A 14,402-nucleotide genomic window follows, 5' to 3' on the forward strand; every position below is an offset into this window, starting at 1 on the left:
GCGCAACCAACCGTCTCAGCGCAGCGCGCTGAGACGCTCGTATTCGGCGCGGGTCAGCGAGACCACGCCGCCGTGCTTGGTGTGCGGGGCGAGCGAGAACTCGGGGTCGTCGAGCGGACGCCACCCGGCGTCCAGATCATTGGAGATCATCGGGCGATAGCCGATCGACGGGATCACGTCCACGAACAGATACCACTCGTCGTTCGCGCCGCCATCGTTGTGATGGTTGGCGAACACGGCCGGGCCTTCCACACCGTGGCCGTCCGAATAGCATTCGCCGATATGCGTCTGCACGCGCGTCCACACCGTGCCCGGCTCCCACCAGCGCTCGGCGTCGGTCGATTCCATCCCGATTCCTTCGCCGCTGCCGTCCGCCTTGCCCGTGCCGTTGTCCTTGGTGATGCGGTACGTGCGCTTGGTGCCGTTGGGCAGCTTGCGCTGGATCATCGTGGTGTCGATGGAATTGGTTCCGGTATCGACGAACACGCCGCCGTACTCGTACGTATCCTGCGTGAAGTCGCGCGTCACGCCCCATAGCACCCTGTCGTGCACGTCGTCGCTCTCATGCCCGGGATCGTCGTCGGCGAACAGCTTGCTCGACCAGTACATGACGAACGCGCCGCGGCCGCCGTCATGATCTTCCGGATAGTAGTCGGGCACCCACAGGCATTCGCAGGCCCACGCCATGCCCAGTTCGAGATGACCGCCGTCCGGTTTGCGCGACACGTCGAGCGTGCGCGCCTCGCTCCAATGCACCAGATCCGGCGACTGCCAGACGATGAGGTCCGTGCTGCCGTGGTGAGACCAGTAGTGCCAGTCGGTATCGGAGCCCGAGCCGTTGCCGTCGCCCATCACGCGCAGATCCGTGGCCACAATGTACCACATGCCCGTATCGGGGTTGCGCACGATGTGCGGGTCGCGCACGCCCTTGGTGCCCAGCTCGGAGCTCAGGATCGGCTCGCCGCCCTTGAGCGGGATCCAGCGGCGCGGGTCGTCACCGTCGGACAGATCCATGTAGACGCGCTCGGTGTGCCCGAGCGCGTTTTCGATAAAGTGCACCAGCAGGTAGCCATACTGCTCCCCCGGGTTCTTGCCGTCAATGCTGTCGTTCATCCGTTCCTTCTCCGCAATCGTCATCGTTTGTGTCGTCTCTGTCGTATCGGTGTTGTGTCTGTATCGTTCCGGTCATGCTATCGGTCAACCGCCTCATTGTAATGCATGGATACCGGCGTTCTCGTCATCATCGGCAAGATCGGCGCACAATCAACGTAAATGATCCAGGATCCGTTCACCGGGCCGCGCCGCGGCCGACGCCCCCACGACACGCCCCGCAGAAACGCGCGAGGCCCCTTCCCATGCAGGGAAGGGGCCTCACCGAAAAGCCTTCGCACTCATCACGGCATATCCGCCGTTATCCTGTGTCGGCAATGCCTGGCTCCCCTCCGAGAGGGGAGCCAGACATCGCAAACGGATTACCGATGCGGGATACTACGTCAGCGTTCCGACCTGTTGACCGCGGAAATGATCGCCTTGAGCGAGCTCGTGATGATCGAGGAGTCGATGCCGACGCCCCAGATGATCTGGCTCTCGGCGTCCTCACCGATCTGGCACTCCACGTAGGAGGCGGCCATCGCGTCGGTGCCGACGGACATGGTGTGCTCCACGTAGTCCATCACCGAGACCTCAATGCCGAGGTTCGAGATCGCGTTGATGAACGCGGCGATCGGGCCGTTGCCGATGCCGGACAGTTCGCGCTCGACCGGCTGATCGGCGTGCGCGCCGGCGCCGCGATCGAGCAGACGCGCCTTGAGCACGGTGTCGGACCCGTCCTCGCCGGAGGAGACGGACACCTTGAGCAGCTTCAGGCGGCCCCACTGCTCGAGCGATTCGTCGCGCGAGTCGCCGACGACCACGCCGGCCGCCGTCGCGCCCGACTCCTCGACCGGCAGGTACTCGTCCTTGAACAGGCGCCAGATGTCCTCGTCCTTGACTTCCTTCTTGGTCTCGTCGGCGTATTTCTGCACGATCTTGTCAAACTCGATCTGCAGACGCTTGGGCAGGTCGAGGTTGTGGTTGGTCTTGAGCAGGTAGGCCATACCGCCCTTGCCGGACTGCGAGTTGACGCGGATGATCGCCTCGTACGTACGGCCGATGTCCTTCGGATCGATCGGCAGGTACGGCACGAGCCACACGAAGCTGTCGAGATCGGCGCCGGCGCGATCGGCGGCCATCTGGCGGGCCTCGAGACCCTTCTTGATGGCGTCCTGGTGCGACCCGGAGAACGCGGTGAACACGAAGTTGCCGGCGTAGGGGTGGCGCTCGGAGATCTTGATCTGGTTACAGTACTCGACGGTCTTGCGGATCTCCGGCACGTTGGACAGATCGAGCTGCGGATCGAGGCCCTGGGTGAGCCAGTTAAGGCCCAGCGTGACCAGGTCGACGTTGCCGGTGCGCTCGCCATTGCCCAGCAGGCAGCCTTCCACGCGGTCGGCGCCGGCCAGCACGGCCAGCTCGGTGGCGGCCACGCCCATGCCCTCGTCGTTGTGCGGGTGCAGGGAGAGCACGACCGAGTCGCGGTCGTCGAGGTGGGTGGAGACGTACTCCACTTCGTCGGCGAACACGTTCGGCGTGGTCATCTCCACGGTGGCGGGCAGGTTGATGATCATCGGATGCTCGGGGGTGGGCTTGATGACACCGATCACGGCGTTGCACACCTCGACCGCGTACTCCGGCTCGGTGCCGGTGAAGGATTCCGGCGAGTACTCGTAGTACAGGTCGATGCCCTTGGCCTCGCCCTCAAGGTCCTTGCACAGCTCGGCGGCGTCGGTGGCGAGCTTCTTGATCTCGTCCTTGTTCTTCTTGAACACCACCTCGCGCTGCAGCACGGAGACGGAGTTGTAGAAGTGCACGATGGCGCGCTTGGCGCCCTTGAGCGCCTCGTAGGTGCGGCGGATGAGGTGCTCGCGGCACTGGGTGAGCACCACGATGGTCACGTCGTCCGGGATGAGCTCGCGCTCGATGAGCATGCGGATGAAGTCGAAATCGGTTTCGGATGCCGAGGGGAAGCCCACCTCGATCTCCTTGAAGCCCATGGAGATGAGCAGGTTCCAGAAGCGCAGCTTGCGCTCGGAATCCATGGGGTTGACCAGCGCCTGGTTGCCGTCGCGCAGGTCGACCGAGCACCAGCGCGGGGCGCGCGTGAGGCGCTTGCCGGGCCATGTGCGCTCGGGGAAGTCGAACGGCACCTGCTTGTCATAGGACGCGTACTTGTTGTACGGCATCTTGCTCGGCTTCTGGGGTTCGCCGATGAATCGCGCCGGAGGCAGCAGCGGGTCGTTGTTCCCTCCGTTGGACGCTGCAGCCGCAGCCGCGAGATCAAACACCGATGATTGATCCTGACCCATCACTCCTCCTTCTTTGTTCAAGGTTGCCGCCGAACAGTGACCGGCGGGCGTATTCCGTTTCGTTTACGCGCACGTAACATGCGTAAACCCCTATCCTACCGATCATCGCCCGGCAAATCGCCGCCGTTCCGCTATACGGCCTTTGGATCGGCGCCGTGGCGTGTCCCTGCGGAGCCACCGCCGACGGCCCGACCCCCGTAGCCGCCCGAGCCACCGCAGCCGGCCGTGCCACGAATGTGAATTCTTCACGACGATATGAGCAATTCCCCGTTCGGGTGTCGCAATTACAGGCGCGTTTGCCTATATTGAAATCCATGACACTGCGATTCCGCGACGACGGCACCTTCCGTGTGCTGCAAATGGCCGACGTGCAGGACGGCCCCGACGTCAACGCCGACACGATCCGCATGATCGAAGCCGCCATCCGCGAGGCCGATCCCGATCTGGTGGTGTTCACCGGCGACCAGATCCGCGGATACGATCCCGCCTACATCGACACCTTCCTGCGGCGCCGCGGCGAGAACCCCGGAGCCAAGGTGCGGCTCGTCACCGAGATCGAGGCGAAGCTGCACGGCGTGCGCCGGCGCATCGCGGCCAGACGCAATCCCGATCTGCCGCCGACCGAGGACATCGTGACCATCGACGACCTGATGGACGACACCAGGCAGAAGGTACGCGACACGTTCAGCGCCTTCCTCGGCCCCGTCATCAAGGCCGGCGTGCCCTTCGCCGCGACCTATGGCAACCACGACTTCCAGTGCGGCATCCTCGCCGACGAGCAGGACGATATGTACCGCGAGTACCCCGGCTGCCTGAACCCCGTGCAGGGCAGCTCCACGCTGGCTCCGGAACCGGGCACGTTCGCGGTACCCATCGAATCGTCCGACGGCTCGGGGCGCGTCGCCATGAGCGTGATGATGGTCAACTCGGGCGACTACGCGGGCAAGCCGGCCGAGAACGACATCCAATACCCCGCGTACGCGGCCAATTCACGAGGACTCGACCTGGCGGACGCGGACGGCTACGGCACGCCGACGCCCGAGGCGATCGCGTGGCTCGGCGGCGCGCAGCGCGAGCTGGGCGAACGCAACGGCGACGGCAAGCCAGTGCCAGCGATCGCGTTCCAGCACATTCCGCCGCAGGAGTTCTACGACTGCCTGACCGAAGTGCCCGCATGGACGCCGAACGCCGTGGAGGGCACGCGCAATTTCGCCGGCCACTGCTACACGCTCAACCACGAGGTCTGCCGGCCCGGCTCGCGCCTTGGCGAGGCCATCGGCTGCGCGGACGACAACGTGGGCGAGGTCGATGCGCTGCTCGAAGCGGGCGGCTATTTCGCGCTGTTCTGCGGGCACGACCACAAGAATTCCTTTGTCGGGCACGTGCACGGCATCGATCTGGGATACGCGCCGACCTGCGGGTTCGAGTGCTACGGGCCCAAATCGCGCTACCGCGGCGTGCGGCTGTTCGAGTTCAACGAGAGCAATCCCCGCGCCTACGTGACCCGCATGCTCACCTGGGGCGATCTGGTAGGGCGCTATTCCGGCAACGAGCTGCGCGTGTTCTTCGAGGACCACTGCATCACCGATGCGATCGGCCTGCGCAACGAACTGCGCCGACCGCAGGTGTTCGCCACCGTCGCGCTGACCACGACCGCCGCATTCGCCGCGATCGTGCGGGGCATCGTTCGTCAGTTGCGGCAAGGCGGACGGCCCTGACGTCCTACGCTAGCGGCTTGCGTAAATACTGAAGTGGTTCATGCCCCCGCTGGCGGGGGCTGTCGGCGCAGCCGACTGGGGGTGGTTGCAAACACTGCAATGCCACGCCACGGCCCGCCTCCGGTCTTAGTCGAGACCGCGTCTCACCGGAACAGACTCACGCCACGGCGGGCCACGCAGTAGGCGTTGCCCAGCCACGTATGGCGGGAGTTGGGCCACACCGCGCCAAGACGCGGCGCGTTCTGACTCATCCAGATGCTCGGCACCCGCCCGTCGGCGCTGCGCGAGCCAAGCAGGTTGAACCCGTTCTTCTCCAGCAGCCATTCGGGGTGCTGGGTGGCGATGGCGAGGCCTTCCTCAAGCGTGAGCGGCAGGCGCTCGTCGGAGTCGATGAGCTTGCGGGCCACATCCGGCTCGCGGTTGATGTAGCAGGTGCCGGTATGCGGTTCGACGACCAGGTAGAACGGCCCTTCGGGCGGCTCGAAGCCGTCCTGGGGCAGGAAGCTGGCGATATCGCGCGGCGGCATCGTCGTGAATCCGGCCATGCGATTGATGCTGGTTCGGGCGATCAGCGATTCGGGCGATACCAGCTCCCTCGTGGGGACCAGCAGGATATCGGATCCCAGATCGCTTTGCTCCAGCGCGCCGATCAGCGGCCGGGCGAGCGCGCGGAACGCGGCGGCGCTGATGTCCGCCACATCCGGGTACCCCAACGCCACGAGACGGTCCAACTGCCTTTGCGCTTCTGCTGATGCCTTTGACATATTCACCAGCCTACCAGCGCCATGCTCTGACAGTTCAGCATGCCTGCGAGCGCAGTAAAATCTTCAGGCTGCATTCTTCGTTATCACATGCTCGATAACGCGACGCGGCAATATCGCAGGACCCTGCCATGACAATGCGCCGATTCCGTCTCACGTTGCGGCAAAACCCCCGTAATATCAGACATGCGTTAGCATTTCGCGCTAATGTGTACAGCAGGAGACGTCAGAGAATTGTCAATTGGTTACGACGACGGCGTCACGGCCCCGACAGGTCATATACGACAAGGAGCATATTATGATCAGCGCATCCGGGCAAGGCATAATGGCCTCTCCGGCCCCGGCGGCGCCGGACGTTCCGGAAGTCGCGTACAGCCAACAGGAGCTCGCGCTGCTGACACGCCTGTCCCTGCAAGCGGAGCCGACCGTATCGTCGCGTAGCCGCTGCGATGAGACAATGGACGCCATCAAGTCCTATATTCTGCGCGAACGTCTGCAACCCGGTGATGTGCTGCCCACGGAAACACAGTTATGCGAGGCGATCGGCGCCTCCCGATCCTCCATACGCGAAGCGGTGCGCAAGCTGGAGGCACTCAACATAGTCAAAGTGGAGCACGGCAAAGGAACATTCGTCGGATCGCTGTCGTTGGATCCCATGGTGGAGACTCTCGCTTTTCGCTCCATGGTATCTGTCGGCAAAAATTTCGCCGATCTTCAAGACGTGGTGGAACTTCGGAAATTCCTTGATCTGGGATGCGCGGACGAAGTGGTCGCGTCCCTTACCGGCAGCGAACAGCCGAGGCTGATGGAACTCGCCGATGCGATGACCAGCACCGCAAAAGAGGGAAAGACCTTCCTAAGCCTCGATATCGATTTCCATATGGGCATTCTCGACTCATTGAACAACACCATCGTCAAACAGATGGTTCGTTCCCTGTGGCTGGTCCACATGGCGGTGCTTCCGCAGCTTGGGCTCCCCGTATCCACCGAGCTTGACCGCACCGCCGTGGCCCATAAGCACATGCTCAGCTCGGCCTGCTCCGGCGACTTGGAAGGGTATCGCCAAGCGGTGCTGGACCACTACGAGCCGATCGAATCCATTTTGAGGCAGCGCATCCAGGACAGTTCCGAAAACGACGTATAGCCACGACACGCTTCAGCCGCACGCCGGCATACATACGTGAAACGGCCGCCGGCAGTCAGCCGGCGGCCGTTTCACGTCATTCGGACAGCAAGTACCGGACGTGCCGCACTATTTGGATTCCAGCGCCTCCACGCCGAACCAGCTCAACGGCAGACGCGTAAAGTACACACCAGCCGTCTCACGTTCCCACAACAGCCCGATCGCGCCATCCGGCAGGACCGACATGCACTGATAGACATAATGGTAGGGATTGAAGCAGCGATTGCGCTTCCAGGTTCTGCCCCCGTCCTCACTCAAACGCAGCACACCGCATCCACGGTACGGCCGCATCAGGCTGGCGTTGGCAAAAATGATCCGGTCCGAGGCGCATCCGCGTTCCCCAGCCGGCACCGTCACCGCATTGGGCTGGCTGAATATGTCCGGCAGCATCGGGTCAAACTCCACCGTATCCCATGTTTCGCCTCCATCATGGCTGACCGCTTTGCCCACTCTGCCCAGATGGTGTTGGTTGCGGAACAGGCACAGCACGTCCCCGTCCGACCGTTCCACGAACACCGATTCATGCGTGGTCGCATCGTCGTCATGCACATCCTGTTCATCGACGACTTCGCCGTTGACCGTCCGACCTTCGTTGATGGCCTTGCCGCGTCTCCATGTCCGGCCGCCATCATCGGAGATCAGCGCGCCACCGGCATTGAACTTGGGACTCGTTCCGGTGCAGTAATACGGGACAAGCAGCCGCCCCCGGTGTTCTCCCTCGCTGAGCTGGATGCCGTTACCGGGCGACGTGCCCAGAAATCCCATCCACGGCTCTTTTATCATGTGATTGATATGCCTCGGATTGGACCATGTCTCGCCATCATCGTCCGAATGCACCTCCACCACATAGCTGGTGCGCGCGGTCAGCAGGCTCTCGCATGGATCGGCGCCTTCCTTGAGATAGATGTTGCCTGCAGGAGCGCCGCCGCACGTCACATTGCCATCGTCGTCCACCCGATACGATGTGGCGTCACCGTCTCTGGACGTCACGATACCGTCGGACCGCAGGAGGTACTCCAGGCCTTTCGAATCATGCAGGATCAGGCGTCCCTGCTCGTCCAAGCCGATTCCTCTCTGTACATTCGCAAACCCCCTTCCTCCCGGGAAATGGTCGACAAGTACCGATACCCGGCCGGTTTCGCGGTCACAGACCATGCAGGAATCAATGACGCACGCGCCATCCAGTCCGCTGCCGGGAAAAGCGATAACGGTCTGCAGAGGCAGCCATGTCTGCCCGCCGTCCAAGGATCGCCGGATAACGAAATGGATCTCATTGGGCGCGTCGTTGGAGATGACCACACGCCGATCGGCGCCCGCAATCGTCACGCCGGACGGAGTAACGGCCAACGAAGGAATGCGATAGCTTGCCGAACCTTCATACCCCTTATCGAACAACGCCGTGTCGGTCGTCGGAGGAACATCCGAAAGCTTTCGAATCTGCCCGTCCATGAGCGGATACGCGTAGATGCCGCCGCTCCGCACTTCACCGCACAAACGCACCCCAAAGGAGTCCTCGCCAATCGACACATGCCGCAGATCCGGGTAATCGGCAAAAAACACCTGTCCCGGCTGGTGGATTTCCATATTTCCATCAACATAGATGTCAATGGCGCCTCGGAACGCGCGCACGACCAGATCATGCCAACCGCCGTCATTCCAAGATCCGAACGCACGGTACTCACACCACTCGCCATTGGCCAGCACCCGGTAAACGAATCCATCATCGTCAATGGAAACGTCCAAAACCTGCCCTTCGGCGGTCCTTGCCGCGACAATCGTCCCGAACTGCCCAAGCCCACGCACCCGGAACTGGGCATGAACCGTACCGGTCTTCATCGCGCGTAATGCAACGATGTCTTTCCCGGCCACATAGGCCGCCGCGAACTCGATATCGGGCTGCGGAATCGGCACATTGCGCTGGATGCGTTCCGAAGTCCACGCCTGCGCAAAGCATTCCACACGTTCGACGCGCATGCCTGGTTCATCCGCACAGACGAACATGCCTTTCCGCGCGTATTTCGACGGGCAGATATTGGTCGCGCAGGCGAACGCCTGATATCCGTCCACGTAGATTCTGGTGCCGAAATCACCGAATGTGACGTGCAGATCATGAACGCCGCCAAGTTGCACGCCATAGGTGTCCTCGACGTCCAGCACGATGCCTTCCTCGGGGGCTTCGATCCGCAGCGAGCCGCACGCGACGGAAACGCCGAGCACGAGACGCTCCGCGGCTTTGGCCTCCAGCAGGGCGCCGTCCGAAGAAATCCGGAACGTCGCACGCAACGTTCCTCCCGATTCCGGAAGCGACGCGGTACTCCACGCCCGATCGATATGATGGGAGAGATGTGTCATGCGGGCACCTTTCATATAAGTCTCATTGCCGTTTTCGCCGCACGGATCAGAACTCGGTGGAGGCGGAGACCTCATCGGGAGTGCGCGCCAGTTCCATGCCGCATTCCCTGAGCACAGCGGCGATACGCTTCACGTTCTCGTCCTTGAGCGGCAGCACCGGATCGGGCATCTGGTTGGTGTCGATCACGCCCAGCAGCGCCATCGCGGTCTTGAAGGCGCCCACACCGGCACCGAATCCCGCCACATCCTGAGGCACGGTGACGATGCGCATCAACGCGGACAGGCGATCCTGCTCCTTTCTGACGGCGTCCCAGTCACCGGTTTCAGCAGCATTCCACATACGCACATACCCATCGGCTTCCACGTTGGCGAGTCCCGGTACCGAGCCATCCGCACCAGCCATATAGGCTCCGTCGACCACGACTTCCTGACCGGTGAGCAGTGTGAGAGGATGGCCCGCTTTGGCATTGTCATCCGCCAGAAAACGGAAGGCGACGTCATCATTCGATGAGTCCTTGACACCGGCAAGCACCCCGTCCTTGCCCAGCCTGACCAGCAGATCGCCCGGCAGCTTGGTATGCACGCACACCGGGATGTCATAGGCGAACAGCGGCAAATCCGGCACGGCATCATGAATCAGGCGGAAGTGACGCTCCACTTCCTCCATGCCTCCAAGCGCATAGAACGGGCATGTGGCCACAATGGCGGAGGCGCCAAGTTCCTCAGCCGCCTTCGCATGCTCAATCACACGATTCGTTTCGGTGTCGATGCAGCCGACAAGCACCGGCACGCGGCCGTCCACGGCGTTCATCACCGTTTCGATGATCTCGCGGCGGCGCGCATCGGTGCTGAACGCCACTTCTCCGGAGGAACCGAGCGTGAACAGGCCATCGACTCCGGCATCAATCATGCGGTTGATCGAACGGACAAAGCTGGCCTTGTCCACTTCACCGGAGGCGGTAAGCGGGGTAACAACGGGCGGAATGACTCCGCGGAATTGAGTTGTCATGATGATTGCTCCTTAGCAGGTTTGACGATAATGAGATTTACGGTTCCGCCCGGATTGCGGATGCAAGGCGGACGGGTCGGGAAAAGAGAAGGATGGTCCGCGGATCCTACCGGCACTCCTCCGCGGTGGGATGCAGGAGCGACGGAGCCGCGCCCAACAGCAGCTTGGTGTAGCCGTCCTGGGGATTGTTCAACACGTCATGGGCCGGCCCGCGTTCCACGATGGTGCCATGATTCATCACCACGATTTCATCGGAAACGTAGCGTACGGTTTGGATGTCATGGCTGATGAACACCAAGGACAGGCCAAGGGATCGTTTCAGATCGGAAAGCAGATTGAGAATCTGCGCGCGGACCGAAACATCCAGGGCGGAAGTCGGCTCATCCGCAATGATCGCATCCGGATTGAGCGACAAGGCACGGGCTATGGCGACGCGCTGGCGCTGGCCGCCGGAAAGCTGGCCGGGCAGCGCGTACAGCACCGACTCCGGCAGCCCAACCATACGCAACAGTTCATTGGCACGCTTGATCCGAGCGGCTTTGTCGCCGACCTTATGCACGGCAAGCGGATCAATGAGCTGATCGATGATGCTCATACGGGAGTTCAGCGCGGTGGCCGGGTCCTGAAAGACCACGGAGACCACGCGTCCGATTCTCATACGCTCCTTGGCGGTGCGGTGAGTGACATCCTGGCCCTTGAACAGCACTTTGCCGCTGGTGGCCTGCTGCAATCCGCACATCACATTGGCCGTGGTGGACTTGCCGCAGCCGGACTCGCCGACGATGCCGATGGTCTGCCCGGGCATCAGTCTCAGGTTCACCTTATTGACAGCCGTGACCTTGCTGGGTCTGAGAATGGAGCCCGCACGCGTGGCGAACACCACCTCAACATCCTTGAGTTCGATGATCGCGACGTTCGGATCCTTCTTGGGATTTTCTGCGATACGGCTCATCGGGCGTCTCCTTCCTGAGCGGCGACCGCAACGTCGGCGTCTGCGGGCAATGCTGCGTAATAGTGGTGCGTTCCCGGCACCTGCTCGAAAATCGGGCGGGTGTTGAGTCCTACGGTCGGATGACTCGAGCGAGGCGCGAATCGGTCGCCCTTCGGGAATTCAGCCGGCGAAGGCACGGTTCCAGGCACTTGATGGAGTCTTCCGGCACCGGCCTCGATGGACGTGACCGCCCCAAGCAGACCACGGGTGTATTCGTGGCGGGGATCGGTAAGGATCTCCTTGGTAGATCCCTGCTCAACCACCTGCCCGGCGTACATCACGGTGATGGAATGCGCTATCTTGGCCACAAGGGCAAGGTCGTGCGAAACGAAGACCATGGCGAAGCCGAGCTTTTCGCGCAGTTCGTTCAGCAGGTCGATAACCTGCTTCTGCACGGTCACGTCAAGCGCGGTAGTCGGTTCATCGGCAATGATCAGCTTCGGGTCGCGCGTCAGAGCCATGGCGATAAGCACACGCTGGCGCTGACCTCCGGAGAGTTCGTGCGGATATGATTCCAGCGTGCGCTGCGGATCCAACCCCACAAGTTTGAGCAGTTCCTCGGCCGATCGGGTGCCTCCGCGGGAGGTGAGCTGCTTCATCTGCGCCTTGATCAGCATCGAGGGATTGAGCGAGGAGAGGGCGTCTTGGTAGATCATGGCGATTTCATGGCCACGCAGGGCGTTATGCTCCTTGGCGCTCATACCGACAAGGTTCCTGCCTCCGAAGAGGATTTCGCCGCTGATCTCGGCTTTGGGATCCAGCAGGCCCATGATGGCCAGCGACGTAATCGACTTACCGCAGCCGGACTCGCCGACCAAGCCCATCGTCTCGCCCGGGCGCACCGCGAAACTCACGTGGTCCACCACGTCGACGTTGCCATGGCGCGGGAATCTGATGCACAGGTTCTTGACCTCGATGACCGGGGCGTCCGTGCTTCTGGGCTCGAATCGGTCGGTACGGCGCATTTCGGCCTCCCGCAATCTGGCGAGTGACGCCTCAAGTCTGTCATGCTGGGCGGCATATGCGGCAACCGGGTCGACAAGCAGACGATCCTCCTCGCGCCGCGCCTCCTTATCCGCATCGCTCTCCTCGATCGGGGAGGTCGGGGCGGCCACCATCGCATCGGTGATGCCCTCGGACAGGATGTTGAGACACAGCACGGTGATCATGATCATCAGGCCCGGGAACAGCGCCTGCCACCAGTAGCCGAAGATCACGCCCTCCTTGGCGGAGGATAGGATGTTGCCCCACGTCGGCGTCGGTTCGGGGATACCCAGATTGATAAAGGACAGGGATGCCTCGAATACGATTGCATCGGCCACGCACAGCGTGGTGAACACCATGACCGGAGCGGCGATGTTGCGCATCACGTGCTTGCACAGAATCCACGGGGCACGCGCGCCGGAGACGATAACCGCGCGCACGTAGTCCTTGCCGTACTCGCTGATGATGTTCGCCCTCACGATGCGTGCGATCTGCGGCACGTACAGAATGCCGATGGCGGCGATGATGCCGAACATCGACTGGCCGAGAATCGAGACGAACACCGCGGCAAGGGCGATGCCCGGCACCGACATGAACACGTCAATGATCCGCATGATGATCTCGGAGATCCACGTACGCGCCACGGCCGCGATCGCGCCGATGATCGAGCCCAACACCAGTGCGAACAGAATGGACAATAGACCGATGACCAGTGAGTATCGCGCGCCATAGAACACGCGGGTCATCACGTCGCGCCCCACATTGTCGGTTCCGAACAGATGGCTGCCGCTCGGCGACTGATAGCTCACCGTAATGGCCAGCGGATCGTCCGGGGAGATAAGAGGGGCCGCTATGGCCACAGCGACCAGCAGCAGGACGAACAGCAATGCGAGCCGAGCACCGACGGTCATCTTGCCGAAGCGATTGAATGATATGCCGGGCCTGCTCACGGCCTCGGCCACTTTGTTTTTCCCGAGCAGCATGTCACACCGTCCTGATTCTCGGATTGATAAGCACGTACAGCATGTCAACGATGATGTTGATGATCACGAACGCCAGTGCCACAACAAGCACCACGCCCTGCACCAAAATCGGCTCGTTGCCGTTGATGCCTTCGAATAGCGCCGTGCCCATGCCCGGCAACGCGAAGATGATCTCGGTGATGATCGCGCCGCCCATCAGGTAGCCAATTTTCATACCGAGCACGGTGACCGGAGTGATCAGCGCGTTGCGGAACACGTTCCGGGCGATCACCACGCGCTTAGGCACACCGGCGCCGATCGCCGTGCGCACATAGTCCTTGTCGAGCTCTTCGACCATCGAGGTGCGGATAATGCGCGTCATCTGGCCGGCTACGGGAAGTCCCAGGGAAAACGCCGGCATTGCCATACGGGCCAGATACTCTCCGGGATCAACGCCGAACGGAACCAGCTCGCCGGCGCCAGGCAGCAGGGACAACTTGATCTGCAGCAGGTAGATGAGCAGCACGCCCAGCCAGAAGGACGGCGTCGCAATGGCGATGATGGAGATCACGCGGATCGCCTGGTCAACCCATGTATCGCGATACAGCGCCGCGAGCACGCCGAAGATCACGGAAAACACCACAGCAATGACCAATGCGATGAACGTCAGCTGCAAGGTGATCGGAAACGCGTCGCCTATGCGGGAGGACACCGAGTCCTTGTTCACGCCATAGACCCCGAGGTCGCCTCGGAACAAACCACCCAGATACGACAGGAATTGCTCGCCCCAAGACCGATCAAAGCCCATCTCGTGCCGATAGGCCGCAAGCTGTTCGGCGGTGGCGTTTTCACCGAGCGCCGAAACCGCTGGATCATACTGAGAGAACGACATCAGGAAGAAAACCAGGAAGACGACGCCGAATGCCACGAATGGCAGAGATATCAGTCGTCTTCCCAACAAACGCAGTAAATTACCCACTCTATATGCTCCTCTATGGTGGATTTACGATGGAAGGACCGCCACGCGACACTCGTCGT

10 protein-coding genes are annotated in these 14,402 nt (G+C 62.0%); 2 read left to right on the forward strand and 8 right to left on the reverse strand.

All coding sequences use genetic code 11. From position 1 onward, the window contains the following. Positions 1-15: 15 nt before the first annotated feature. Together BBSC_RS11360 and leuA are read right to left on the reverse strand one after the other, a co-directional pair. On the reverse strand, positions 16-1,113 hold the full coding sequence (locus tag BBSC_RS11360; protein ID WP_033517187.1) for a glycoside hydrolase family 43 protein: 1,098 nt from the start codon (positions 1,111-1,113) through the stop codon (positions 16-18). Positions 1,114-1,493: 380 nt separating this feature from the next. Then, positions 1,494-3,404, reverse strand: coding sequence for a 2-isopropylmalate synthase (gene leuA, locus BBSC_RS11365; protein ID WP_033517189.1), 1,911 nt, complete (start codon positions 3,402-3,404; stop codon positions 1,494-1,496). 314 nt (positions 3,405-3,718) lie between these two features. Between leuA and BBSC_RS11370 the strand changes: the two genes are divergently transcribed. Continuing rightward, complete coding sequence (locus BBSC_RS11370; protein ID WP_033517191.1) at positions 3,719-5,122, forward strand: metallophosphoesterase family protein; 1,404 nt, start codon at positions 3,719-3,721, stop codon at positions 5,120-5,122. Between the two features lie 143 nt (positions 5,123-5,265). Here the strand turns inward: BBSC_RS11370 and BBSC_RS11375 are convergent, their stop codons facing one another. Further along, a complete protein-coding gene (locus tag BBSC_RS11375) occupies positions 5,266-5,886 on the reverse strand; it encodes a DUF5701 family protein (protein WP_033517193.1) in 621 nt (206 codons plus the stop codon). Between the two features lie 322 nt (positions 5,887-6,208). Here BBSC_RS11375 and BBSC_RS11380 point away from each other — a divergent pair, with 322 nt between their 5' ends. Beyond that, a complete protein-coding gene (locus tag BBSC_RS11380) occupies positions 6,209-7,027 on the forward strand; it encodes a FadR/GntR family transcriptional regulator (RefSeq protein WP_161787637.1) in 819 nt (272 codons plus the stop codon). Positions 7,028-7,135: 108 nt separating this feature from the next. On the opposite strand, the gene BBSC_RS11385 is transcribed toward BBSC_RS11380, so the two are convergent. The 5 genes from BBSC_RS11385 to BBSC_RS11405 all read right to left on the reverse strand — a co-directional run bounded on the left by BBSC_RS11385 (position 7,136) and on the right by BBSC_RS11405 (position 14,343). Next, the gene (locus BBSC_RS11385) at positions 7,136-9,418 is read right to left on the reverse strand and encodes a sialidase family protein (protein ID WP_033517248.1); all 2,283 of its coding nucleotides are present in this window, start codon (positions 9,416-9,418) and stop codon (positions 7,136-7,138) included. A 46-nt stretch (positions 9,419-9,464) separates the two neighbouring features. Next, entirely contained in the window at positions 9,465-10,427 is a 963-nt protein-coding gene (locus BBSC_RS11390; protein WP_033517195.1) for a dihydrodipicolinate synthase family protein, read from the reverse strand. Positions 10,428-10,533: 106 nt separating this feature from the next. Beyond that, positions 10,534-11,379, reverse strand: coding sequence for an ABC transporter ATP-binding protein (locus BBSC_RS11395; RefSeq protein WP_046726054.1), 846 nt, complete (start codon positions 11,377-11,379; stop codon positions 10,534-10,536). After that, complete coding sequence (locus BBSC_RS11400) at positions 11,376-13,385, reverse strand: dipeptide/oligopeptide/nickel ABC transporter permease/ATP-binding protein (protein WP_033517197.1); 2,010 nt, start codon at positions 13,383-13,385, stop codon at positions 11,376-11,378. Before BBSC_RS11400 ends, BBSC_RS11395 begins: the two co-directional genes overlap by 4 nt. A 1-nt stretch (position 13,386) precedes the next feature. Further along, entirely contained in the window at positions 13,387-14,343 is a 957-nt protein-coding gene (locus BBSC_RS11405; RefSeq protein WP_144414485.1) for an ABC transporter permease, read from the reverse strand. Between the last annotated feature and the right edge of the window lie 59 nt (positions 14,344-14,402).

The sequence above is a fragment of the Bifidobacterium scardovii JCM 12489 = DSM 13734 genome (assembly GCF_001042635.1).
GTDB classification, from domain to species: domain Bacteria; phylum Actinomycetota; class Actinomycetes; order Actinomycetales; family Bifidobacteriaceae; genus Bifidobacterium; species Bifidobacterium scardovii.